A 25,133-nucleotide genomic window follows, 5' to 3' on the forward strand; every position below is an offset into this window, starting at 1 on the left:
TAAATTGGTTAAACTATTTTATTTCTAGAGGTTTACTGTTTATACGATTACGCTAGCTAAACGGTTCAATAATTTATTATGTATGTCGGCAAAACCACCGTTACTCATAACAACAATTATATCGCCAGCTTGAGCTTGTTGGGCAATGGCTTCAACTAAACGCTCAATATTGTCTTCAACTTGACACGTTGGCTTGCATTGTTTGATTAAATCACTCACGGACCAAGTCACTTGTTCACCTTGATAGATAAAAACCTGATCAGCATCAATCAATGACTTAGGTAATGATTCTTTATGAACCCCTGATCTCATGGTATTCGATCTTGGCTCTAATACTGCGAAAATGCGCCCAGCTTGTTCATTGTCTTGTTGTGAAAGTTTAGCACGAACACCTGCTAATGTTTTTGCTATGGCAGTTGGGTGATGAGCAAAATCATCATACACACTAATATCATTGACTGTACCGCGAAGTTCAAAACGACGCTTAGTATTAATAAACTCGGCTAACGCTTCAATAGAGACTGCGCTTGGCACACCTGCATGACGTGCTGCCGCTATTGCCATCACGCCGTTATCGATATTAAAATCTCCAATAAGATCCCACTTGACGACACCTTGCTCATTACCGTTAAACTTAACGATAAACTCACTGCCCTGAGCATTTAATTTTTCGACTTGCCAACCCGTATCGAGCGGTTCATCTTGCTGAAGCTCTTTATTTGGCACTTGTTGAGAGAATTCGGTCGGAGTCCAACATCCCATAGCTAACGTTTCACTAATAGCAGTTTCATTAGCGGGTGATAAGATCAAGCCGTTACTAGGTACCATTCTGATAAGGTGATGGAATTGTTTTTGAATATCACTGAGATCATTAAAAATATCACCATGATCAAATTCTAAGTTATTAATCACTAACGTTCGTGGTCGGTAATGCACAAATTTAGATCGTTTATCAAAAAAGGCACTGTCGTACTCGTCAGCTTCAATGACAAAGAAAGGTGTATCACCTAGACGAGCTGAGCTAGAAAAATTTTGCGGTACACCACCAATAAGAAAACCTGGAGACATATGAGCATAGTCTAAAATCCATGCCAGCATACTACTGGTCGTTGTTTTACCATGCGTACCCGAAACGGCAAGGACCCAACGATCTTTTAATACATTTTCAAGCAACCACTGTGGACCTGACGAATAAGGAATATTGCGATCTAACATATATTCCACCATAGGGTTTCCCCGAGACATGGCATTGCCAACAATAACCAAATCGATATCATCAGAGAAGTTATCGACTTGGTAACCTGACATTAATTCAATGCCTAATTGCTCTAACTGAGTACTCATTGGCGGATAGACATTGGCATCAGAGCCACTAACTTTAAAGCCAAGTTGTTTGGCTATAGCAGCGATCCCTCCCATGAAAGTGCCACAAATACCCAATATATGAAGGTGTTGAATTTTATTAGTCATAGTATAATAATCAAAACATAAAGAAGCGCTATAATTGGCGATATCATACCTTAATAACTAAGTTTTATCTGTAAATACGCGCTATAAACTTAGTTGAGCAAAGTAATAAATGACTCTATCGAGCAATACTGTCACCCAGCAAACATTTACCTTAGTCTGCCAACAAATCCAAGTAGAAACTCGTGATGTAAAAACTTTTATCTTCTCTAGGCCTAAGCAACAAACACAAGCAGATTTTAACTATCACGCTGGCCAATACCTAAATTTTACCGTTAATATGGCCGGTACAATGACAACTTGTTGTTATACCATATCCTCTTCGCCTACAACTTCTGATTATGTCAGCATTACGATAAAACGAATTCCTCAGGGTAAGGTTTCTAACTACTTTCATGATCATTTTAAAGTAGGACAGTCAATTGAAGTCCAAGAAGTGGCTGGTAACTTTTGCTTAAGTGACCCAATACCTAAAAACGTTTTACTTATCAGCGCTGGTAGCGGCATAACACCAATGCTTTCTATGTTACGTTTTATGGTCGCTACACAATGTAAGAACCAAATAATATTTGTCCATAGCGCAAAACAGAAAATGGACCTAATTGCTCAAGCTGAAATTAATAACTTAGCGAAGCAACATGGCAATTGCCAAATAATTTATACTCTTACTCAAGGCGCTAATTCACAGTGGTATGGATATCAAGGACGTCTAAATGAAGAGATACTTGGTAAGATTGAGCAAATTAATCATTATCAAACCTTTGTCTGTGGACCCAAGTTATTTCGCAAAACCACTCAAACACTATTGTTTAAATTAGGTTTACAACCAAGTGACTACCACGATGAGAGTTTTGGTGTACATGAGTATTCAAAAGATCAAACCAGTGATATTGAAGAAAATAATTCTAAATTAGCTCCGGTAATAGAAAGTCAAAAAGTGAAGCTTCAAAGCTTACAACACCAAAGCAGTAAAGCTAAAGTTTCGATTTATTTTAGTCGATGGAAAAAACGATACCAAGGTAATAAACAAGATTCTTTGCTAGATCAAGGAGAGGCAGCGGGACTAATTTTACCCTATTCATGTCGCGCGGGGTCTTGTGGCAGTTGCAAAGCAAAGCTAATTAGTGGTCAAGTTAAGCAAAACTCTACAGATGGATTATCTGCAAGTGAGCAGCAGCAAGGCTATATATTACTTTGCAGATGTAGTGCATTAACTGATGTTGAGGTAAGCCATGAGTAATACTTACATTACAAAGTAAATTATAACACTAGAAATCATAACCAAGGCTAATGACTAACCTATAATCATTTGACTGCGGAGGCGGAGTTCCCATAGGGGCAACTGGGTTAGCAACACGGTCCAAATAAAACATCACATTTAACTCAAAGTGATCCTGAAATTCAAATTCAAAACCAGTTTGTAAATGTGAATTCCGCTTACCTGATTTTTCTTCAACAAATTGTAGTTGGTAATCAAATAAATAGTCTAGTCGGCTTGAAATACTATACTCAAATAAAGTACCTAAGGCTATAACGCCACTTTGTTGGTCACTTTCGTCAGTAGTATTGTAATACACGGTTTGTTGATAACTAGGCCCGAGTGTTACATCCCACTGTAGACGTTTGTTTTGAAAAATATGATAACCTAAACTCAGCCCTAGCGTATTTCTAGACTTAATATTCTGTTGAAAATCTGTAAAGTGTTCATAGTCAAACACTCGAAAGAACACTTTACTACTATAAAACCAATCAAGATTTGAAGTTAAGCGACTGGTATCAGTAATCACTTGCTCATTTTCATCGACAGTAGATTCACTATAGTTATAGGTGAATTCGACTTTAAAACGAGTAAAAGGTGTTCTTCGTTGAATTCTAGCACTAGCCAAGTAATCTAATTGATTAACATTACCTGAATTCACATCAATACCTAAACTCACTTTACCATCCCATAACTCTTTTCTGTCATCTGAAGAGGACGTAATCGATAAGAGTTCTGATAAAGGATAATGCTGCTCACTACCTCCACTAATTACAACAAGATGGTTGTCTTTAACGATAAGAAAGCCTTGTTTTACTTCTCCATTAGCAAAGCGTATTTGTTGGTTAAACCGACTACGCAACTCAGTTACGTTTTCCCAATCAAAAGTAATCGTATTAAATTCTTCACTTTCAAACTCCAACTCGTCGTCATACATGGAAATAATGTCACCTTTTAACCATTCCCCTGAGCGTAATTTAAGCCAGTCAAATTGTTGTGAAAAAACAGGCGTTGGTGGACTCCATACTTCTGTATGTGCCGAATTTTCTGTCCCCTGACTGATAAAGCTAAGTAAGGCTAGCGCTATTAATAAATACTTATTCACAAAATTACCGTGGTTACTTTCATTACATATGTACAATAAAAAAGGCTTGTACTAGCTGAAATACAAGCCTTAAAAAATAGGTTGATGAATTAACTAAAAATCGTAACCAAAACTAACAACTAAGCGGTAATCATTCTTTTCAGGGGTATTACCAGCGCTGTCTTTCTTTGGACTTTCAGTGCGATCGGCATAGAAGGTCAATTCAAGATCAAAGTCATTGGTAAGATCAATTTCTAGGCCTGTTTGAAAGTGATGGATGTTACCACCAGACGCCTCATCAATCACCTGCACACTATACGATGCATCGTAGTCAATATCACTGGTAACTTCAAAGGTAAAATCGGTGCCAAGTGTCACCCCTAAAGAATCCTCACTGTCACTATCATCGGGTCCAACATCAATAAATTTAGTTTTTTGGTAACTTGGACCGAGATTGATATCCCAACTAGTGCGACTAGTATCGATAATATGATAACCCAATTCGATACCATAATGGATTCGATAATCGATGTTTAAAAAGTCATCGGCCATATATTCAAAATCAGCAGCTCGGAAGTAAATCTTAGGATTGAAAAACCAATCATAAGATGATGTTAATCGTTCGCTATCAGCGGTAACTGTGGATGCTTCGGTGTCTTGATCTTCGTAGCTACTATAATCACTTGTATAATCAGCTTTAAAACGGCTACTCGAGCTTCGTCGCTGCATTCCAGCAGAAAATGTATAATCAAATTGTGCGGTATTACCCTCACGTAAATTAATACCCAAATTAATATAACCATCCCATAAATCTATTTCATTTTTACCTGAGGATGCAATCGATAAAAGGTTACTAAACTCGTAGTTAGTGGTCACACCATTTTTCACTAAAGATAGTTGCCCATCTTTTAACACTAAATAACCTTCAGCAATCGTGCCATCAAACATTCGAATACTTTGCCATGCCTTACTTCGTAACTCAGCAACATCTTCCAAATCGATTGTTTGCATATCAAGTTCATCACTGTCGAACTCTAGTTTTTCATCATACATAGAAACAATATCGCCTTTAAGCCATTCATCAGATTTCAATTTTATCCAATCAAAATCTTGCTTAAAAACTGGCGTGGGTTTCTGCCACTTACTCTTATCGTCCTCTGCATAACCAATAGTTGGAAGTGTTAGTAGCAGGAGAATAGTAAAAAATTTAGTTATCAAGATTGTTATCGTGTTATTCATAAAACCTCATACCTTTAAGGCATTTTTTAGATTAAAGACAATAAATTATAAATATAGCGAAGATAATATACATTGACGATCTATATTGTGTGCTCAGCTGAGTATTTTAAACACAACAAGACAAAAAAAGTATAAATTATTAAAGGCAAGCGGCTAAATATATTCTATAGTGGGATTCTTACAATAACCCAAATGCACCACCACAATGCACAGAAAGCACCAACAAGGTGCAACAAAGATTGTAAACAGAATAAAAAAGCTTATTAATCAATGACCTTCCTCTTGGCACGATTTTAGCTATTAAACGAACAACAATAGATGAATAATGATAATAACCAACCTTTATAACTTCATCCTTTTTACGATTTACTCGATTATTTACAAAATTTTTATAAAATTAACCCCAGTGGAGAGACACAATGTCACAAGCAGTATTCGACTTAATTAAAGAACACGACGTCAAATTTATTGACCTTCGCTTTACTGATTCAAAAGGTAAAGAACAACACATTTCTATTCCTCATCATCAAGTGACTGAAGACTTTTTCGAAGATGGTAAAATGTTTGACGGTTCATCTATTGAAGGCTGGAAAGGCATTGACGAATCTGACATGGTTATGATGCCTGATGCATCAACTGCTGTCCTAGACCCTTTTACTGATGCTGTTACGTTAAATATTCGTTGTGATATTTTAGAGCCTAGTACTATGCTTGGTTATAGCCGTGATCCTCGCTCTGTTGCGAATCGCGCTGAAGAATATCTACGTAGTTCTGGTATTGCCGATGATGTATTAGTTGGTCCAGAGCCAGAGTTCTTCGTATTTGACGATGTACGTTTCCATACCGATATGAGTGGTTCTTTCTACAAGATTGACGATAAAGAAGCCGCTTGGAATTCAGGTACTGAATACGAAGAAGGCAATATGGGTCATCGTCCTGGTGTTAAAGGCGGTTATTTCCCAACGTCACCAGTAGATTCTGCACAAGATTTACGTTCAGCTATGTGTTTAGTAATGGAAGATATGGGCTTAGTTGTTGAAGCGCATCACCATGAAGTAGCTACTTGTGGCCAAAACGAAATTGCTTGTCGCTTTAATACGTTAGTTAAAAAAGCAGATGAAGTTCAAATTTATAAGTATGTTGTTCATAACGTAGCTCACGCATACGGCAAAACAGCAACGTTCATGCCTAAGCCTCTAGTTGGTGATAACGGTACTGGTATGCACGTACATATGTCTCTTGCTAAAGACGGTGTTAACATATTTGCTGGTGATAAATACGGTGGTCTATCTGAAACGGCTCTTTATTATATTGGTGGTATCATCAAACATGCTAAAGCATTAAACGCGTTTACTAACCCAGCAACTAACTCTTATAAGCGTTTAGTTCCACACTTTGAAGCACCTGTTATGCTTGCATACTCTGCACGTAACCGCTCTGCATCTATTCGTATTCCACTTGTACCATCACCAAAAGCAATGCGTATTGAAGCGCGTTTCCCTGATCCTGCATGTAACCCATACTTAGCTTTCTCTGCATTGTTAATGGCGGGTCTTGACGGTATTAAAAACAAAACTCACCCTGGCGATGCTATGGATAAAGATTTATACGACTTACCTGCTGAAGAAGCTGCATCTATCCCTCAAGTAGCAACATCACTTGATGATGCACTTGATAATTTAGAAGCAGATTTTGAATTCTTAACAGCTGGTGGTGTTATGGATAAAGACATGATTGATGCATACATTGCTATTAAACGTGAAGAGTCTCGACTTGTAAACATGACAACTCATCCATTAGAGTTTGATCTGTATTACAGCGTTTAATATCGCTTAGCTTCCTTTTGAAGCGCTTTACGGTCAATAAAAAGCTCACTTAGGTGAGCTTTTTTATACTTTAAACCAAAATAAAAATCACAATTAGATCATAATTCACTCACAGAAATCACTTATTGATAGAAAAATATTAAAAAACATTTTTTTGTATAAACTATAGATATATACTTAAATTAGTCTACATTATGGAATGATGTAAATATTGAGTACCCAATGCACAGGGAGATATAAGGAACTATGATCAAGTTATTACTATTTATACTATTAGGTGTCGCCTTAGCTGCTCCTGTGCACCCAAAAACAGCCAAAATTTATGTATGGCGTAATGAAGAAGGTGTATTGGTTTTTTCTGATTCTCCAATGCCTGGCGCTGAAGAGGTAAAAACTAAACCTGGCAATATAATTCAATCAAGTACCTCTCTTGATACTAAAGTACTCGATATCACTCCCCAAGAAATGGTAGAAGAATACGAAATAGCTATAAGTACGCCTAAAAACAATGCCACTATACGGGATAATACAGGCTCCATATATATTGGCGGTGGTATCAGGCCAAGATTTAAGCCTGGATTAGAAGTACAATTAGTACTTGACGGTAAACCCCATCAAAAGCCTCAAAAACACTCTATGTTTTCGTTAAGAGATATTGACAGAGGCGAACATAAAATAAAAATGTTACTACTAGATGAAAAAGGCAAGGTTATTGCATCATCTGCATCAGTAACGTTTTATATGCATAGAGCTTCAACAAACTAGGTTAACACTCATTACTTTTAACCCCTTACTGTTAAAGAGGTATAAAAGAGTTAACACTTTTTATCTGAGCAAAATTAACACTGCAAATAAAACCTTTCTTTAGTAAACTTAAATTGCACGCACCAAAACGGTGCATGAAATTATCTTCCTAAGGGTTTTTATGCATAGCCGTAGTTATATACAAGATCATAAGTTGTCCTACCAGCAATCACTTGCCAACCAGTTGGTGACTGCTGTGATTATTCTCAATGAAGAACTCGCCATCGTTTATGTAAACCCTGCCGCTGAAGCACTATTAAATAAAAGCCTATATCGTTTATTCAATACAGAATCTGAAATTATTTTTGCTAATACAAGTATTAATCGCTCTCGTTTAATGCAGCTACTTGCCACCGGTCAAGAATTTACAGATTGCGACATTGTTGTAGAGCTAAATGAAAGCCACAGATTTACTGCAGAAGTAACAGCGTCTTCAGTCGAATTTGAAAGAACTCCGCATGTATTACTCGAATTCAAACAAATAGATCAACAAAAACAAATTAGCTTAGAAGTTTTTCAACATCAGCAATGGCTTGCTGCACGTGATCTTATTAAAGGTCTAGCACACGAAATTAAAAATCCGCTTGGGGGTTTAAGAGGCGCAGCCCAATTACTTAGTAAAGAAGTGAGTAATGAGCAACAAGAATACACCAGCATGATCATTGAGCAAGCTGACAGATTAACTAACTTAGTTGATCGTCTATTAGGTCCGAACCAATTGCCCCAAATGCAGGCACAAAATGTCCATGGCATACTTGAGAAGGTTTGTCAGTTGGTGGGCTATTCAAATAGCCAAAAAATTCATTTGTTACGCGATTATGATCCCTCTCTACCTGCGGTTGAATGTGATCAAGAAAAACTGCAACAAGCAGTGCTTAATATTGTTAACAATGCTATTCAAGCCATTGATGAAACGCACAACATTACACTACGAACTCGAATTGCGAGTAATAGAACCATTCATGGCAAACGAATCAAATTAGCCATTGAAATTAGTATCATTGATAACGGGCCTGGTATTCCCAGTAAAATTCAAGACACGCTTTTTTATCCTATGGTATCTGGCCGCTCTAATGGTACCGGTTTAGGTTTATCTATTTCACAAACACTCATAAATCAACACCAAGGTAAGCTATCGTGTCATAGCCGCCCTGGTCATACTGAATTTACAATTCTACTGCCATTAAAACAACAACCTTTGAATCAAGCACCTTTATCACAAGAGAGTACATTATGATCACTGAACAAGTTTGGATAGTTGATGACGATAGCTCAATTAGATGGGTTCTTGAGAAAGCTTTTGCTAATGCAAATATAAGTTGTGCTGCTTTTGAAAGCGCTGAAAACTTATTGATTGCATTAGATCATGGTCAGCCAGAAGTCATTATTTCTGACATTCGTATGCCAAACATCGATGGCATGGAATTATTAAAAAGGTTAAGTAAGCAACATTCTCATATTCCCGTGATTATTATGACTGCTCACTCTGATTTAGACAGCGCTGTTAATGCGTATCAAGGTGGTGCATTTGAATACTTGCCTAAACCATTTGATATTGACGAAGCCATCAACCTGAGTAAACGTGCCCTCACCCATGCAAGAGAGCAAAATGAGAAAAATAAGGATCAAACAGATATACCTTTAGCAGTCGGCCTGATTGGTGAAGCCCCTGCCATGCAAGAAGTATTTCGTGCAATTGGCCGTTTATCCCGCTCAAGTATTAGTGTGCTAATTAATGGTGAATCAGGAACAGGTAAAGAATTAGTTGCTCAAGCACTTCACTCCCATAGCCCTCGAGTAAATGAGCCCTTTATTCCGTTAAATATGGCCGCCATCCCAAAAGATTTAATTGAGTCTGAATTATTTGGTCATGAAAAAGGTGCCTTTACCGGAGCTAATGCCGTGCGACAAGGACGGTTTGAACAAGCACATGGCGGAACTTTATTTTTAGATGAAATAGGTGATATGCCATTAGACATTCAAACTCGTCTGTTACGTGTACTGTCTGATGGTCAGGTTTATCGTGTTGGGGGACATCTACCTGTCCAAGTCGATGTAAGGATTATTGCCGCTACTCATCAACATCTTGAGGAACGTGTAAACAAAGGTGAATTTAGAGAAGATTTATTTCACCGTCTTAATGTTATTCGGATTCATTTACCTAGCCTTAGAGAACGCAAAGAAGATATTCCACAATTGAGCCAGCACTTTTTAACACAAGCAGCTAATGAACTAAGTGTTGAGGTTAAAACATTAAGTAAAAAGGCAAGTAACTTCCTTAATAACTGCCATTGGCCTGGGAACGTTAGACAATTAGAGAACATTTGTCGTTTTTTAACGGTTATGGCAAGTGGTCAGGAAATTCTTATTGAAGATTTACCTAATGAATTAGTCGAAAAATCAACATCTTTAAAGAATGATTCTAATGCATGGCAAGACGTACTTAGTACTTGGATGGACCAAGAACTAGCACAGGGAAAAGATGCAATTTTAGATTACGACCAAATTGAATTTGAAAAGATAATGCTTGAACGGGCTTTAATATTTACTCAGGGTCATAAACAAGATGCAGCAAAAAAATTAGGCTGGGGTAGAAACACCTTAACGAGAAAATTGAAAGAGTTCGATAACTAAGAAAACAGAAACAAACTTATAGCCTGCACTTTGAATGGTAACGGCTATAGGTACTTAACTACTACAAGTTTCGTCATCACATTGCTTGCAGCTATTACATAACTTAATATTAATGAAATGGGCTGCAATAATAAGACTCGCGCCACCAATAATAAAAAATGGCTCTAACTCTTGAGAAAAGTCGTGTTTAATCCAATATAAAGCCACGCCTAAATAAAGCAAATAGAAGGGATACAAACGTCTGTGATAACGTTTAAAGCCAGAAAACAATGCGATAGTACCAAGAGCCGCAGTCATGAGCAGAAAAACATGTTCCCAAGCATGATCAGCTAGAAAGCTTAAACCAAGCAAAGGTAGCATTGGCAATAAAATAGGTAATAAAATGCAATGTAATGCACATAAGGAAGTTGCTGTAATGCCTATTCTATCTAACATGTTTATTCCGCGAATCTAGAGTAATTTACTTTTAACTGGCCGACGTCGACCTTGAAAGTGAGATAATATCACAATTGATATAATATAACATTAGTAAATTTACGTTAAGGATGCAAGTTAGGGTTCTTCATACATCTGGGGTGTGACCTACTAAATAGTATTGCTATTTAATCACGGTTAACAACAAAATAATGAGTTAACATATTCTTTAAATGCTCAAAAAATTCATCATTGCTTTTATCACTAATTAGGTGAGCAAGTTCCGCCCCTAGCGGGGTAAACTTATAAAACTGTAAACAAACATTTGATTTTTTTGCCGTTAACTTTAATGCCAAACCGTTATATGTAAATTGTAGAGAATCGTTCTTACTTAATAAGCTCGACTCACTTTCTTGCAAATATATAAGATGATTTTCTGATAAAGCGAGTAGATCCGCATAATTCAAACCATAGTGACTTAAGTTACAATATTGCTGTCGCTGCTTAGAGAAAAAATTGAACAGGCCTGGTTGTTGATAAGCACCAGTAATTAGCCGAATATTTTTTTTATTGGGATCTTTTATCGCTAATGAGCAAGCTTTCGCTAATAGTTTCGCATCATAAATACTCATATCTCGAAAAACTTGTAAGGCCTTGAATGAAAAAGACCCAGGTTTAGTGAGTTCTCCCGCTAATATCTTTGCCCACAAATCTTGCATAGTCGGATTACTTACTTCTTCAGATAACGCGATATAGCGGCTGAACCAGTCATGATCTGTTCTTTGTCCGATTTCAAAACTTGCACAATAACTAAGCGTTTTTTGCATAATATTTTCGATATTTTGCTGCTTGCGTAATTGGCTCAGTCTGGCTCGCTTCACAGTTCGATCTTCAATGAGCATTTGTTTTTCTTCAGGTAACAAAGCCCCATCAATAACAAATCTTTTAGCGAGCTTCAAAAACTGTTGAGATGCGCCGGCTTCTGTTGAGTTTTGAGTCGATTTATTACTCTTTACTATGGCAGTATTATCACCGTCGTTTTTAACATCCTTTTCAAGTATCACAACATCTGATTTGTCTTTACTCACTGTATTACCTCCCTTTTCAGTACCCTTAAAATAAGCAGAAATATTTCGCTTGATGCCTATACCCGTTCCACTTGAAGATGCTCGTTTCAGGAAGTCTGAGCGATTCATAATCAAGGCGCATTTTTTTATTAAGGGTCATTCCCTTAAAAAGAAAGGTAACGCAGAGTATGATTTGCTCAGCCTTCTCCAAAGGACTGGTTTAGAAATGCTCTATGCTGCGTTATTGATTTCGACAATAGAATAACTATTCTCTTCAATCAATGTCTTGCCTAAAGGCGTTTCTAATTCCAGCTGAATCATGCATCTTCAAGTGGAATGGGTATATACGTTTTAACACACTATGTCAAAAGCTAGGCTAACGATACATGATTAAATTCAATTTATTATAACTCAGTAAAATAAAACAAATAAAATATTACCAAACAGGTTTCATTATCACGCCCAATGGTGTAAAAAAGTAGTACTGAGTTATAGTTAAGCTCAATACAATAAATTTCAATTTTAACTATTTATATTTCCAGATAATATGCTTAGTTATGAGGGCGGTATGCAAGCATCAGAAAATTCACATGATGACTTTTTATTCATCGATGATAGTGATGAAGACGAGATTTTAGCGTTTGGCAGTAATGAAACTTGGCAAGTTCTAATTGTTGATGATGATCCAGAGATTCATTCAGTGACTCAATTAGCATTATCGGATCTCATCGTATTAGGACGCCGTCTTGAGTACTTACATGCTTATTCAGGTAAAGATGCCTGTCAACTAATTGAAAATAATGATGATATTGTTCTAGTACTACTCGATGTAGTTATGGAAACTGATGATGCTGGCTTAAATGTTGTCAAATATATAAGAGAAACATTACAGCGAAAAGATATCCGTATTGTTTTACGTACCGGACAACCTGGTTATGCTCCCGAAGAAAGTGTCATAAAAGAATATGATATTAATGATTATAAGACAAAAACCGAGCTAACTCGTCGAAAGTTAGTCACTACCGTTTTTGCAGCTATTCGTTCTTTCCAACAAATAGCTACCGTCAATGAGAACCGTCAAGGTCTTGAGAAAATTGTTTCTGGTGCTACCGAATTATCATCACAGCATTCTCTTTCTACCTTTAGTCAAAGTGTTTTATCACAATTAAGAACCCTCATAAGTGATGATGTATCGGCAGTTTTTTGCGCTAGAGGTCAAGGTATTATTGATAATATTGATGACTTGAGTTTTTATGTTTTAGCACAAATGGGCTTTGATGATAGCCTACTCAATCAAAAAATTGATACGTTACAAGATCACCAAGCAAGCAAACAAGTAAAAGGGTGCTTCTTACAACAAAAGCATCAGTATCTCGATGATAGCCTGAATCTTTATGTTGCTAAAGGTGATTATCGTGCAGTTATTCATGTCAAACTTTCTAGTCCGCTAACCGAAATCCAAACTCAACTATTAAATGTATTTTTAACCGGCGTCGCTGTAGGTTATGAAAATGTCCACCTATTTCAAAAGCTCACCAATGCGGCTTACAGAGATTGGTTAACCAACTTACCGAATCGATTAGAGTTTGTACGCTTACTTGATGATTTTGCTCAAAATGAATGTAAAAATACGGTTGCAGCCTTAATTGATATAAATCATTTCAGTGATATCAATGATGCCTTAGGACAAGATATCGGCAATAAACTGCTATCAGCAGTAGGTCAACGAATTCAAAGTATAGGTTCTGACTGTCAACTGGCACGGGTGGGTGCAGACGTTTTTGGTATTATTGGTCCGGCCGATTGTTTAACCCCTGAAAGTTTAATCGCTTTATTCCACCAGCCTTTTGCAGCAGGTGAACAACACCTCCCCATCAATGCTTGTTTTGGTTTATGTACTAAAGAGCAGGCTCAAAGTAGTGGCGTACAAGTATTAAATCAAATTAATATTGCTTTGAATATTGCCAAAAAGAATCGTTTAGAACACTTTGCTTATTATCACTCAGATATAGAAGATCAAATGCAATGGCGTCTAAACATGATTCGCCAACTGCGAAATGATTTTGCAAATAACTGTCTTGAACTTTGGTATCAACCACAATTATCGTTAACTACAGGTAAAGTTATTGGTGCTGAGGCTTTACTACGTTGGCGTACTGCTGATGGTAAATTTGTTTCTCCTGCTGTTTTTATTCCTTTAGCTGAATATTCAGGGTTAATTATTGAAATCGGCGACTGGGTTATTACTCAGGCCTGTAAACAACTAAAAATATTAGAAGAAGACTTTTCTGACCTTAGTATTTCAGTCAATGTATCTATTCCACAGTTCAGACAAGATAATTTTGTCGATAATATAATAAATACAATGACTCAACATGGAATTAAGCCAAACAAACTTGAACTAGAAATTACTGAAAATATTTTAATGGATGAGCCACAAATCATCATTGATGCATTAACCAAGTTAAAAGCTCAAGGAATAAGCATAGCACTAGATGATTTTGGTACAGGGTTCTCTTCATTAAGTTACTTGCAAAAACTTCCTCTTGATCGCCTAAAAGTTGATCGCGCTTTTGTCACAGATATTAATAAAGAAGGTCAGTCCGTTATTGCTGAAACTATTATTAACTTAGGTCAAAAGATGCAACTTAAAGTTATTGCTGAAGGCATTGAAGAAATTGAACAGCAAGAGCGTTTAATTGAATTAGGCTGTGATGAAGTGCAAGGTTTCTATTATGCTAAGCCAATGCCAGGAGAAGAGTTCATCAATTTTTTACATCAACAAAGTTAATTCTTCCAAATATTAATTATAGCTTCACTCAAAACGATAAAATTTATGAAAGCACTCCCCTAAATATGGGTGGAGTGCTTTTTTATTTGCCTGTTATTAGTCGCTATACAAAAAACAAACATACACACAATTAAAACACCTGTTTTAAAATCGTTGCATTTCACTTTTTTTCAAGGCACACTCAGTCAGCTATTATTAGTTATCTACGTTTTTTAGAGTGCAGAATGGCACTAAAAAATCTAGATTAATCATCAAAACATCAACACCACTTTTAGGTGAAGGAGACAAAGCATGATATATCAAGGCAAGAGCCTTTCAGCCCAATTACTCGAAGACGGCATTGTAGAATTTAAGTTCGATGCTCAGGGATCAGTAAATAAGTTTGATCAAGCAACTTTTGAAGAATATATAGCCGTAGTGGCCGCAATTAATAACTGCAGTGAAGCTAAAGGCGTAATAGTTACTTCAGGCAAATCAACATTTATTGTTGGTGCTGACATTACAGAATTTTTAGTTTCATTTAGCCAGCCAGAAGATGCCTTAGCATCTTGGGCAAAAAAAGCCTCAGACGTTTTTGACTCATTTGAAGATATTCAATTACCCACTATAGCCGCTATTAATGGCATTGCTTTAGGCGGTGGTTGTGAAATGACGCTAGCATGTGATTACCGAGTTGCAGCTACTACTGCCAGTATCGGGCTACCAGAAGTTAAACTAGGTTTGATGCCTGGTTTTGGTGGTACTGTACGCCTACCTCGACTTATTGGCTTTGATAATGCAGCCACGTGGATGTCAACAGGCAAAGCATTTAAACCAGCAGCAGCGCTTGCACAAGGAGTTCTTGATGCCGTTGTTGAGCCAGAAAATTTACACGCTGCTGCTATTAGCATGCTTAAATTGGCAATTAATGGAAAACTAGATTGGCGCGCTAAACGTCAGCCTAAACTCGAAAAATTAAACTTATCAGCAACTGAACTGGTCATGTCATCGACTACCTGTAAAGGTATGATTGCAGCGAAAGCAGGTAAGCATTACCCAGCACCAATGGTCATGATAAATACATTGATTGCGAGTGCTAACTTAGATCGCACTGGCGCAATGGCTGCGGAGAATGCCGGTTTTGCTAAATTAGCAAAAACTGATGCAGCAACAGCACAAATTGGTTTGTTTATGGCAGACCAAGTGATTAAAGGCAAAGCTAAAAAAGCAAGTAAACTTGCGACAAAAGCTGTCAATAAAGCAGCCGTCTTAGGTGCAGGTATTATGGGTGGTGGTATTGCCTATCAATCAGCTTATAAAGGCACGCCGATCATTATGAAAGACATTAATGATCAAGCACTTGATTTAGGCTTAACAACCGCTACGGGCATATTAACTAAACAAGTTGAACGTGGCCGTATGAATGCCAAGAAAATGGCTGGTGTGTTAAACAACATCACTCCATCATTAAGCTATGACAGTGTTAAAGATGTAGATATTGTTGTTGAAGCTGTTGTTGAAAACCCTAAAGTTAAAGGCATGGTTCTAGCTGAAGTTGAAGGTGTCATCAGTGAAGATGCTATTCTTACTTCAAATACTTCTACTATCTCAATTGATTTATTAGCACAGAGTGTAAAACGTCCACAAAATTTCTGTGGTATGCACTTTTTCAACCCTGTAAATAAAATGCCATTAGTAGAAGTTATTCGCGGTAAAGATACCTCGGATGAAACTGTTGCTGCCGTCGTTGCCTATGCAGCGAAAATGGGTAAGTCTCCAATTGTTGTTAATGATTGCCCAGGTTTTTATGTAAACCGTGTTTTATTCCCTTACTTTGCTGGTTTTAGTCAGTTAGTACTTGAAGGTGCCGACTTTACCGCTATCGATAAAGTAATGGAAAAACAATTTGGTTGGCCAATGGGCCCAGCATATCTACTTGATGTTGTTGGTGTTGATACTGCAGATCACTGTACAGGTGTTATGTCATCTGGTTTCCCTACGCGCATGAAAAAAATTGACAATGATCCAGTAAGTACTCTGTATGCTAATGATCGTTTAGGTCAAAAGAATGGCAAAGGCTTTTATGATCACATCAAAGATAAACGTGGTCGTCCTATGAAAGTTCCTGCTCCTGTTGCTTACGAATTACTTGGCCAGCATTGCGCTGATAAGAAAGACTTCAGCAGCGAAGAGATTATTGCTCGTATGATGATCCCTATGGTTAATGAAGTTGTTCGTTGTCTAGAAGAAGGTGTGGTTGATACCGCAGCTGAAGCAGATATGGGCTTAATCTATGGTGTTGGTTTCCCACCATTTAGAGGTGGTGCAATTCGCTATTTAGAAACGCTTGGTTTAGATAACTTCATCGCAATGGCTGATAAGTATGCTGATTTAGGTGAAATTTATCATGTGACTGATGGCCTTCGTGAAATGGCAAAATCAGGTAAATCTTACTTCACTACAGATGTTAAATTAGCTTAAGCCGAGGAGAATAAAATGAACGAAGTTGTAATTGTAGACTGCATACGAACTCCAATGGGTCGCTCTAAGGCCGGTGTTTTTCGCAATGTACGTGCTGAAGCATTATCAGCGCACTTAATGAAACAAATTTTAGTACGTAATCCTGCATTAAACCCAGAAGACATTGAAGATGTTATTTGGGGTTGTGTGAAGCAAACTAAAGAACAAGGTTTTAATATTGCACGTAATGCATCATTACTTGCTGGTTTACCAAAATCTATTGGTGGCGTTACTGTTAACCGCTTATGTGGTTCTTCTATGGAAGCGTTGCATCAAGCAAGTACTAGCATTATGTCTGGACAGGGTGATGTATTCCTTATTGGCGGTGTTGAGCACATGGGTCACGTACCTATGATGTATGATGTTGATTTTGATCCTGCACTGAATAAAAATATTGCCTTAGCTTCTGGTAATATGGGCTTAACTGCTGAGTTATTGGGTAAGCAACACGGCATTACGCGTGAAATGCAAGATGCTTTTGGTGCACGTTCGCATCAAAAAGCTCATGAGGCACACTTGGCTGGTCGTTGGGATAATGAAATTGTTGCAACACAAGGTCATGATGCTACAGGTGCACTAACGTTAGTTGAACATGATGAAGTAATTCGCCCTGAAACAACGGCAGAAAGCTTATCAGCATTGCGTCCAGTGTTTGATCCGGTCAATGGTACGGTAACTGCCGGTACTTCATCAGCATTATCAGATGGTGCTTCAGCAATGTTAGTTATGTCTGCTAATAAAGCAAAAGAATTAGGTTTAACACCACGCGTTAAAATTCGTGGTATGGCCGTTGCTGGTTGCGATCCTGCTACTATGGGCTTTGGTCCTGTTCCTGCTACGAAGAAAGCATTGAAACGTGCTGGTTTATCTATTGCAGATATTGAGTTATTTGAATTTAATGAAGCTTTTGCTGCACAAGCATTGTCTTGTGTTCGCTCATTAAAAGTGGAAGATAAAATGGATCAAATTAACTTAAATGGTGGTGCTATTGCACTTGGTCATCCTTTAGGTTGCTCAGGTTCACGTATCTCAGGTACGCTGATTAACTTAATGGAAGGGCAAGATGTTAATATTGGTTTAGCTACTATGTGTATCGGCTTAGGTCAGGGTATCGCAACAGTATTTGAACGTGCGTAATATTTAATTATCGCCATAAAAAACCCAGCAATTGCTGGGTTTTTTATTGTCTTAAATAAATTAATCCGTTTGGTATAACTATTTAAGAAGAATTTCTTGCAGTGGTGGTACAACTTGCTTTTTACGGCTAAGTACACCCTCTAACCAAGCTTTACCATCTTTTGGTGTAACACCAAATGCTTGCTCAGCTAACGTATCGCTATCGCTCGCAATCAACAACTCTGAGCCTTCTTTCATGATATCAGTTAATAGTAGGAAAACACTGTGTCGGTCACCCTCAGCTTTTAACTCAGCAATATCAGCATATAACGCATCTTTAATGTCATCAAAAACGGCTAAATCAATAACTTCAAGTTGGCCTATACCCACTTTTTTACCGTTCATATTGAAATCTTTAAAATCTCGTTTTACTAGATCTCTAACAGGAGTACCTTCAACAGCAGATTTTACTCTAAACATGTCCATGCCAAGTTCTTTAAAATCTTCAATACCAGCAATCTCAGCTAATGCCTCTACACATTTAATATCTGCAGTTGTACAGGTTGGTGATTTAAAAATAACGGTATCACTTAAAATGGCACACATCATCGCGCCCGCAATATTTTTTGGGATCTCAACATTATTGAAATCATACATCATCTTGATGATTGTATTAGTACAGCCTACTGGGCGAACCCATATTTCAAGCGGTGTAGACGTTGTTAAATCACCAAGTTTGTGATGATCAATAATACCTAAAATAGTCGCTTCATCAATATCGTCTGGAGCAAGTTCAATATCGCTGTGATCAACAATATAAACGCCTTCGCCAGCGTAGCTAGTTTTTAGCTCTGGCTGTTCAAAGCCAAACTTGTCCAAGATAAACATTGTTTCAGGGGTAAGTTCACCTAAACGAGCAGGAACAGTTTCCTCGCCTAGAGTGGTTTTTAAATATGATAATGCAATAGCTGAACAGATAGAATCTGAATCAGGTATTTTGTGTCCTACAACGTAATTTGGCATAAAAGTGCTCTCCTTAAATTATTCCATTCTACCAAAATAACTATGGATTGTGTATGCTCATCACGCAGTGCTTACTGATATCTTATAACTTAAATAATCACCTGAACCAATATCACAATAACGCTTTAGCGTTACTGCCATATTAGTGATGCTTCAAAATTCGGGTTTCAAAATTTTAAGGTAATATGGATATAAATAATACCAATCTGACTTATTTATGGTTTTAAAGGGAAACCCATTTTATCAACAAGGTTTAACCAAGGTATTCTCCAGCCACCTTTTGCATCACAAGTATCTAATGCATACATAGTGATCTTGGCACCAATCCAACGAAATGGCTCAGGTGGGATCCAAGCAGGAACGGTTTTGGCAAATTCTAGATTACGCTCAGGAATGTCAACATCATCAACAATCGCTAGGGCAACGCGAGATGCAAAGCGACTTGCTGTAACACCAAAACCAGAATAACCACCGGCATAAATCATTTTGCCACCGTGATAATACTGATAATGCACTGCCATTCTTGTTGTTAAAGCAATGGGACCACTCCACGCATGAGATATTTTAATATCTTTTAATGCAGGTAATGTTTTATATAACATTCCCACCAACTTAATAAATGGCTCAGGGGTTTTGTCATGTTCAGGATCGGTATCATTATCAAAAAAGTAACCTAATCGACCACCAAATAAGACTCGATTATCTTTTGTTAAACGCATGTAGTTTAACTGAGTACGTGTATCGTAAATACCTTGTCGGTTTTTCCATCCTAGCTCAGCAAGCTGTTCATCAGTTAACGGCTCAGTCATAACAATACGATCGCGAATAGCGGCTACACGAGAGCTAATTTTCTTTTTATGTTTAGTGAATGCATTAGTCGCTAAAATAACTTTATTGGCCGTAATACTCCCTTCAGGTGTATTAACAAAAACGTGTTGTCCTTGCGTTTTACTGGTCAACATTGGCGTATTTTCATAAAACACTACGCCGAGTTCTTTTGCAACGCGCTTTAATCCCCACGCCATTTTTGCCGGATGAATAGTCCCAGAGCGTTTTTTAGACCAAAGACCTCCCTCAAACAGTGGAGAATTAATCTCTGCTTGTATTTGCTTTTTATCTAATAAATGAGCATCGTGACCAAATTTAATATATAGCTCATGTTCACCTTCAATATCATCAATACCATGTTTTCCTACCGCAACAGTTAATTCACCGTTCCATTCAATATCACAATCAATATTGTATTTTTCAATGGTGTCGCGGAATTGGTCCATATTCTCTTTACCGAGACGTTCCAACTCTTCCATATCATGTTTGAATAAACGATTAGAGTTTTCCATACCATGCATTAACGAAGTAGATAAGATAGCACCTGGACGACCCGAAGCACCAATTGCAGCAGTATTCGCTTCTATAACAATAATTGCTCTATCAGGGTTTTGCTCTTTTGCTTGTACCGCTGTCCACAAGCCGGTAAAACCGCTGCCAACAATTAATAAATCGGTTTTAATCGCAGTAGTGAGTTTAGCTTCAACCGCTGGACGAGCTGGGTTGTCTAACCAAAATGGGGTGAATTTTGTATTTTCTAATGCTAGTTTCGCTTGATCTTGCACAGTACTAACTCCTCTATAATATTACATTGGTGTGAGTAACCGTTACAAAGTAAGTTATTTATAAAAGTCTTACTTTTATAAATACTCCTCATACACACCATCTTAGTTTTATAGTACTAAGTTAACCTGATGGGAGTTTTTAGATACCCCCTAAGAGGTAGCTAATAAATTTTTTGGTAGGAATTATTGTTCATCAACATAAATGGATAAATGGTCGACATTTTTTTCTAATGACTCTGACTGTAAAATATCAATAAACAAAGCTAATAGTTCTGATTGGCTTGATAGAAACGTTTTACTATAAATATTTTTTTTATGCATTTTTACTGTTTCGTAGCCAATGGTCATAATAGTGCCAATGGCTTTAGTGGAATGCCCTTGGAGTAATAATTGGCACACCTGATATTCTTTTTTAGTTAAGATGTCTTTACCGAAATTAAGCAAAGCATTTTCAACATTTGAATGGGTAATTTCGCTGTTTTCACCCATCATAGCTAAGTGGCTATTACATAGGTTTTGAATAGGGGTAACTAGCTGTTTAAACTTTGTTTTATCTGTAGACGAAAATTTATCGGTATTGCCAAATCGAGAAATATCAAGGTGTAAACAATTATCCTTATCTATCGGGAATAGATAACCGACTTCATCAGTCAGCGATAAAAAATTAAAGTAAGAACTGTAACTGCTTGAAAACTCATCCGGCGCTATTTCATCGAGAGAATAAAAGCCTTCCTTACCTTTATCAGTAAAGAGTCGATAGAAAGGGTCTAGTACATATAAACGTGTTAAATAGCGCCAAGACTCCTCACCATACAACCTATTTTTTTTACCATCATTTCCATATCGATAAAGTAATTGTGCATCAGCAGACTTATGGAATTGCAAAATAAGTAGCTCATCGAAATCAAAAGTAACTTTAAAGAAGTCTTTCAATTTAGAATAAAAATGCTCTGTACCTACATGCTGGGTTAGTTCAATTAGCGCTAAACTGTATTTATCTAATTTCATAAAATGACCGCACTTAACAAAAGTTCCTATTTAATAATAGTAAAGTTTGAAATACAAACAAAACAGCGACTCAAAAGAGTCGCTGTTTCAAACGATTGCAATACCTAAACTAATATTGGCTACGCTGTAGCTGTTTTCATTTTTTTCGTACCACGATAAGTGACTACTTCACCCAAAATGATAACACCAATGGCACCCCATAATACTTCCCAAGCAACACCTTCGCCTGGCACATAAATAAATAGCGTTATCGTGACCATTAATATTGCTGCACAAAGATAGGCGCAAGCTTTCACAAATTTAGGACTACCTGGAAATCTAAACGTGCCATCCTCTGCAATTTTGCCATTAATACCAATATGCGTTTCACGTATTTTAACAAATGCTGTACACACAGCGACGTAAGGCAACATGAAAATAACACCACTAAAAGCAAATAAAGACCAGAATAAATCTTCGTTATTACCCGCCATCACACCATATAAAATCAGTAATATTGAAGCAGAAACACCGAGTAAAATTGATGCACCTACCGGTGTACCATGCTTAGATTCAACCGCAAATAATGCAGGTAATTCATCGTCAATCGCCGCTTCTGCTGCTGCACGATTAGCACCCATTGCCCACGTCGCGCCATTTGAGAAGAAGGTATACAGTGCACCAACACCAAGAATAACAACAAAAGCATCACCCAATGGGCTACCGCCGAAGAACTGACCTAAGGTATCCATCAAACCATCAACCACATCCACTTTATCAGCCGGCTGTGCAATTAATATCGCAGTTGTTGCTAAGATATAGGCACCTACTACTACAGCAATTGATGAAAAAACAGCTTTAGGTAAATCTTTACGAGGGTCTTTCATTTCAGCACTACTTGCACTGGCTAATTCAAAACCCAACATGCCGTAAACAACCGCGGGTAAGTATTGTAAGCTCAAGCCGCCATTTTCTGTGCTTGGGATCATCGTTGCTAAGGTAAATTCATTCGCAATACCGTGCTCCATGCCATACAAGATGCCACCGATAATTAATAATGCAAAAATGATTAGCTTGATAGCTGCGCCAATATTTGGGATCCATTTACCCACATTTAAGGCGACAACATTAACAAAAACTACTATCCATATAAGTACCACACCCATAATGATTTGTGCCGTTAACGACATATCAGGCATGAATATTTGAGAGAATACTCCTGCAAAAAGAATGAAGATAGCAGGCACCCACACCGCAACATTAGACCAATAATACCAACTAATCCGTGATGCCATTTTTTGACCGTATGCTCTTTTTACCCAAGCATAAATACCACCTTGTTCTGGATAAGCCGAACCCAGTTCAGTGCTGATAGCACCGAAAGGCACTAAGAAAAATATTGTCAGTATTACCCACCAAAATATAACTGTTGGTCCCATTACGGCCCCAGCAGCTAAGGTATCTAATAGTAATACGGCAGAAATACAGAATAAGAATATATCCCTTTTCCCAAGCGTTTTCTCATGTAAATGTAGTTCACTCATACTTTCCCCTAAGTTATAATTAAAGACTGCACTTCAATAAACTCGCGTAATCCTTCAACACCCCATTCACGGCCATTTCCTGACTGTTTAAAGCCACCAAACGGTGCATGAGAGTTGAAATATGTGCCTTGAATATAACTTTGTCCAGCACGGATTTTTCGAGCTATTTGAATTGCAGCATTTGCATCTTTTGCAAAAACACCAGATGACAACCCAAAGACAGTATCATTGGCAATTTTAATTGCTTCTTGTTCGTCTGAATAAGGGATCATACATAACACAGGTCCGAAGATTTCTTCTTGTGCTATGGTCATGTCATTGGTGACATTGGTAAAAATTGTTGGCATTACATAAGCGCCTTGTTGTAATCGAGCAGGAATTTCTAATCCACCGGTTACAAGTTCAGCACCTTCTTTAATACCTATATTGATATAGTCTAAAACTCTTTTTTGTTGTAAGGACGAGCTCAAAGGCCCCATGGTAACGTTTTCGTCTTGTGGGTCACCAACCACATTTTCTTCTGCTACTGCTTTGGCAATCACAATCGCCTGTTGATAAAGCGACTCAGGGACTAACATACGCGTTAATGCACAGCATGTTTGACCCGAGTTAATCATGACATCTTCAACACCATATCGAACAGCTGCAGCTAAATCTGCACCTTCAGTGATAATAAATGGGGATTTACCACCCAATTCCTGACAAACACGCTTCACCGTTGTCGACGCCGCTTGAGCAACTTTAATGCCCGCCCCTGTATAGCCAGTAAACGACACCATATCAACGTCAGGGTGTGAACATAAATGCTCACCAATTTTGAAACCATAACCGGTAATAACGTTAAATACGCCAGCAGGTACGCCAACTTTGTCAAAGATTTCAGCCAAAATAAGGTCTTGTAAAGGCGTTTGCTCTGCGGGTTTAGCAACAATAGTACAACCGGTTGCTAATGCTGGGCCTATCTTTCCAACGAGTTGAGATAACGGGTAATTCCACGGGTTTATTAACACGCAAACACCGACAGCAGAATTACACTGCATTACCCCATGTTCCGTTGTTGATTCATCAACATAAGACGTCATGTCTGCATAACCTCTAAAGGCATCGATAGCGCCTTGCACTTGAATATCTAAAGCAAGGTGTTTCGGACACCCCATAGAAGTGGATATAGCATTGGTAAAATCATCTACTCTATTTTGCATTTCATCTGCAATAGCAACGATTAACTGGCTTCGTTCTGCTGGTGTTGTTGCTGTCCACTGCGAAAATGCTTTTTTAGCTGCGGCTATTGCCTTATCAACATCTTCAATAGTTGCACTGGGTGTTTTAGCACAAAGTTCTGAGTTAGCTGGATTGATCACATCAATGGTGTCTTCAGTGCTTGGCAATTGCCAATCACCATCAATATAGAACTTTTTATATGTATACATTTTCTGATCCTGCTATAAAAATAATAACTTAGACTATGCTAGCCCTATCAAGTTAAGTACCCCCTTTAGGGGAGTACACAAACCACACCATTCAAAATTCTGTTCGTAATTGTATAAATAAAAAACTTATTTCATTGTTAACAAGGGTCTATTGACCTTTCATTTTAGTCTCTGCTATAGGCTAATTTTTAAGTTAACAAGGCGAAGAGAGTGCTATGTAGTCGCTCGACTTTAATAATTTTCAACGATGTTAGGTTGAAAATTAGCCATAGTCCTTCGGGTTGCCTTGAAAAAGCGTCACTCTTTGTTGATTCATTCGCATTTGGAACAACCAAAT

The 25,133-nt window shown here is 37.7% G+C and carries 18 protein-coding genes; 8 read left to right on the top strand and 10 right to left on the bottom strand.

Annotated features, from left to right (window positions below):
- Positions 1–39 precede the first annotated feature (39 nt).
- Entirely contained in the window at positions 40–1,470 is a 1,431-nt protein-coding gene (gene mpl / locus ESZ36_RS19345; RefSeq protein ID WP_146790911.1) for a UDP-N-acetylmuramate:L-alanyl-gamma-D-glutamyl-meso-diaminopimelate ligase, read from the bottom strand.
- A gap of 109 nt (positions 1,471–1,579) precedes the next feature.
- Between mpl and ESZ36_RS19350 the strand changes: the two genes are divergently transcribed.
- A complete protein-coding gene (locus ESZ36_RS19350) occupies positions 1,580–2,707 on the top strand; it encodes an FAD-binding oxidoreductase (protein WP_146790913.1) in 1,128 nt (375 codons plus the stop codon).
- 28 nt (positions 2,708–2,735) lie between these two features.
- Here ESZ36_RS19350 and ESZ36_RS19355 read toward each other — a convergent pair whose 3' ends face one another.
- Positions 2,736–3,830, bottom strand: coding sequence for a DUF5777 family beta-barrel protein (locus ESZ36_RS19355; RefSeq protein ID WP_246129178.1), 1,095 nt, complete (start codon positions 3,828–3,830; stop codon positions 2,736–2,738).
- 93 nt (positions 3,831–3,923) lie between these two features.
- Positions 3,924–5,048, bottom strand: a complete 1,125-nt coding sequence (locus ESZ36_RS19360) for a DUF481 domain-containing protein (RefSeq protein WP_146790917.1) — start codon at positions 5,046–5,048, stop codon at positions 3,924–3,926.
- Between the two features lie 419 nt (positions 5,049–5,467).
- Here ESZ36_RS19360 and glnA point away from each other — a divergent pair, with 419 nt between their 5' ends.
- From glnA to glnG, 4 genes are all read left to right on the top strand, one after another.
- On the top strand, positions 5,468–6,874 hold the full coding sequence (gene glnA, locus ESZ36_RS19365) for a glutamate--ammonia ligase (protein WP_146790919.1): 1,407 nt from the start codon (positions 5,468–5,470) through the stop codon (positions 6,872–6,874).
- A gap of 246 nt (positions 6,875–7,120) precedes the next feature.
- Entirely contained in the window at positions 7,121–7,639 is a 519-nt protein-coding gene (locus ESZ36_RS19370; protein WP_146790921.1) for a DUF4124 domain-containing protein, read from the top strand.
- A 160-nt stretch (positions 7,640–7,799) separates the two neighbouring features.
- Complete coding sequence (gene glnL / locus ESZ36_RS19375) at positions 7,800–8,915, top strand: nitrogen regulation protein NR(II) (RefSeq protein ID WP_146790923.1); 1,116 nt, start codon at positions 7,800–7,802, stop codon at positions 8,913–8,915.
- Positions 8,912–10,312: a nitrogen regulation protein NR(I) gene (gene glnG, locus ESZ36_RS19380; RefSeq protein WP_146790925.1), complete on the top strand. Its 1,401-nt coding sequence runs from the start codon at positions 8,912–8,914 to the stop codon at positions 10,310–10,312. The genes glnL and glnG overlap by 4 nt, the downstream gene beginning before the upstream one ends.
- A 54-nt stretch (positions 10,313–10,366) precedes the next feature.
- Here the strand turns inward: glnG and ESZ36_RS19385 are convergent, their stop codons facing one another.
- Together ESZ36_RS19385 and ESZ36_RS19390 are read right to left on the bottom strand one after the other, a co-directional pair.
- Positions 10,367–10,747, bottom strand: a complete 381-nt coding sequence (locus ESZ36_RS19385; protein WP_146790927.1) for a MerC domain-containing protein — start codon at positions 10,745–10,747, stop codon at positions 10,367–10,369.
- Between the two features lie 167 nt (positions 10,748–10,914).
- On the bottom strand, positions 10,915–11,922 hold the full coding sequence (locus ESZ36_RS19390) for a TIGR03899 family protein (RefSeq protein ID WP_146790929.1): 1,008 nt from the start codon (positions 11,920–11,922) through the stop codon (positions 10,915–10,917).
- Between the two features lie 439 nt (positions 11,923–12,361).
- On the opposite strand from ESZ36_RS19390, the gene ESZ36_RS19400 reads away from it, so the two are divergent.
- The 3 genes from ESZ36_RS19400 (at position 12,362) to fadA (ending at position 18,220) form a co-directional block, all read left to right on the top strand.
- Positions 12,362–14,584: a bifunctional diguanylate cyclase/phosphodiesterase gene (locus ESZ36_RS19400; RefSeq protein ID WP_146790933.1), complete on the top strand. Its 2,223-nt coding sequence runs from the start codon at positions 12,362–12,364 to the stop codon at positions 14,582–14,584.
- A 291-nt stretch (positions 14,585–14,875) separates the two neighbouring features.
- Positions 14,876–17,044, top strand: a complete 2,169-nt coding sequence (fadB, locus tag ESZ36_RS19405; protein WP_146790935.1) for a fatty acid oxidation complex subunit alpha FadB — start codon at positions 14,876–14,878, stop codon at positions 17,042–17,044.
- A gap of 15 nt (positions 17,045–17,059) precedes the next feature.
- Positions 17,060–18,220, top strand: a complete 1,161-nt coding sequence (fadA, locus tag ESZ36_RS19410) for an acetyl-CoA C-acyltransferase FadA (RefSeq protein WP_146790937.1) — start codon at positions 17,060–17,062, stop codon at positions 18,218–18,220.
- A gap of 78 nt (positions 18,221–18,298) precedes the next feature.
- Here fadA and ESZ36_RS19415 read toward each other — a convergent pair whose 3' ends face one another.
- The 5 genes from ESZ36_RS19415 to ESZ36_RS19435 all read right to left on the bottom strand — a co-directional run bounded on the left by ESZ36_RS19415 (position 18,299) and on the right by ESZ36_RS19435 (position 24,796).
- Complete coding sequence (locus ESZ36_RS19415) at positions 18,299–19,222, bottom strand: manganese-dependent inorganic pyrophosphatase (protein WP_146790939.1); 924 nt, start codon at positions 19,220–19,222, stop codon at positions 18,299–18,301.
- A gap of 215 nt (positions 19,223–19,437) precedes the next feature.
- Positions 19,438–20,835: an NAD(P)/FAD-dependent oxidoreductase gene (locus ESZ36_RS19420; protein ID WP_146790941.1), complete on the bottom strand. Its 1,398-nt coding sequence runs from the start codon at positions 20,833–20,835 to the stop codon at positions 19,438–19,440.
- 183 nt (positions 20,836–21,018) lie between these two features.
- The gene (locus ESZ36_RS19425; protein ID WP_146790943.1) at positions 21,019–21,843 is read right to left on the bottom strand and encodes a helix-turn-helix transcriptional regulator; all 825 of its coding nucleotides are present in this window, start codon (positions 21,841–21,843) and stop codon (positions 21,019–21,021) included.
- A gap of 119 nt (positions 21,844–21,962) precedes the next feature.
- On the bottom strand, positions 21,963–23,366 hold the full coding sequence (locus ESZ36_RS19430) for an APC family permease (RefSeq protein WP_146790945.1): 1,404 nt from the start codon (positions 23,364–23,366) through the stop codon (positions 21,963–21,965).
- An 8-nt stretch (positions 23,367–23,374) separates the two neighbouring features.
- The gene (locus tag ESZ36_RS19435) at positions 23,375–24,796 is read right to left on the bottom strand and encodes an aldehyde dehydrogenase family protein (RefSeq protein WP_146790947.1); all 1,422 of its coding nucleotides are present in this window, start codon (positions 24,794–24,796) and stop codon (positions 23,375–23,377) included.
- Between the last annotated feature and the right edge of the window lie 337 nt (positions 24,797–25,133).

The organism is Colwellia demingiae (assembly GCF_007954275.1).
GTDB classification, from domain to species: domain Bacteria; phylum Pseudomonadota; class Gammaproteobacteria; order Enterobacterales; family Alteromonadaceae; genus Colwellia; species Colwellia demingiae.

Bases quoted from the DNA above. Each gene is read 5' to 3' on its own strand.
- mpl (WP_146790911.1), bottom strand. From the start codon at position 1,470: ATGACTAATAAAATTCAACACCTTCATATATTGGGTATTTGTGGCACT.
- ESZ36_RS19350 (WP_146790913.1), top strand. From the start codon at position 1,580: ATGACTCTATCGAGCAATACTGTCACCCAGCAAACATTTACCTTAGTC.
- ESZ36_RS19360 (WP_146790917.1), bottom strand. From the start codon at position 5,048: ATGAATAACACGATAACAATCTTGATAACTAAATTTTTTACTATTCTC.
- glnA (WP_146790919.1), top strand. From the start codon at position 5,468: ATGTCACAAGCAGTATTCGACTTAATTAAAGAACACGACGTCAAATTT.
- ESZ36_RS19370 (WP_146790921.1), top strand. From the start codon at position 7,121: ATGATCAAGTTATTACTATTTATACTATTAGGTGTCGCCTTAGCTGCT.
- glnL (WP_146790923.1), top strand. From the start codon at position 7,800: ATGCATAGCCGTAGTTATATACAAGATCATAAGTTGTCCTACCAGCAA.
- glnG (WP_146790925.1), top strand. From the start codon at position 8,912: ATGATCACTGAACAAGTTTGGATAGTTGATGACGATAGCTCAATTAGA.
- ESZ36_RS19385 (WP_146790927.1), bottom strand. From the start codon at position 10,747: ATGTTAGATAGAATAGGCATTACAGCAACTTCCTTATGTGCATTACAT.
- ESZ36_RS19390 (WP_146790929.1), bottom strand. From the start codon at position 11,922: ATGAATCGCTCAGACTTCCTGAAACGAGCATCTTCAAGTGGAACGGGT.
- ESZ36_RS19400 (WP_146790933.1), top strand. From the start codon at position 12,362: ATGCAAGCATCAGAAAATTCACATGATGACTTTTTATTCATCGATGAT.
- fadB (WP_146790935.1), top strand. From the start codon at position 14,876: ATGATATATCAAGGCAAGAGCCTTTCAGCCCAATTACTCGAAGACGGC.
- fadA (WP_146790937.1), top strand. From the start codon at position 17,060: ATGAACGAAGTTGTAATTGTAGACTGCATACGAACTCCAATGGGTCGC.
- ESZ36_RS19415 (WP_146790939.1), bottom strand. From the start codon at position 19,222: ATGCCAAATTACGTTGTAGGACACAAAATACCTGATTCAGATTCTATC.
- ESZ36_RS19425 (WP_146790943.1), bottom strand. From the start codon at position 21,843: ATGAAATTAGATAAATACAGTTTAGCGCTAATTGAACTAACCCAGCAT.
- ESZ36_RS19430 (WP_146790945.1), bottom strand. From the start codon at position 23,366: ATGAGTGAACTACATTTACATGAGAAAACGCTTGGGAAAAGGGATATA.
- ESZ36_RS19435 (WP_146790947.1), bottom strand. From the start codon at position 24,796: ATGTATACATATAAAAAGTTCTATATTGATGGTGATTGGCAATTGCCA.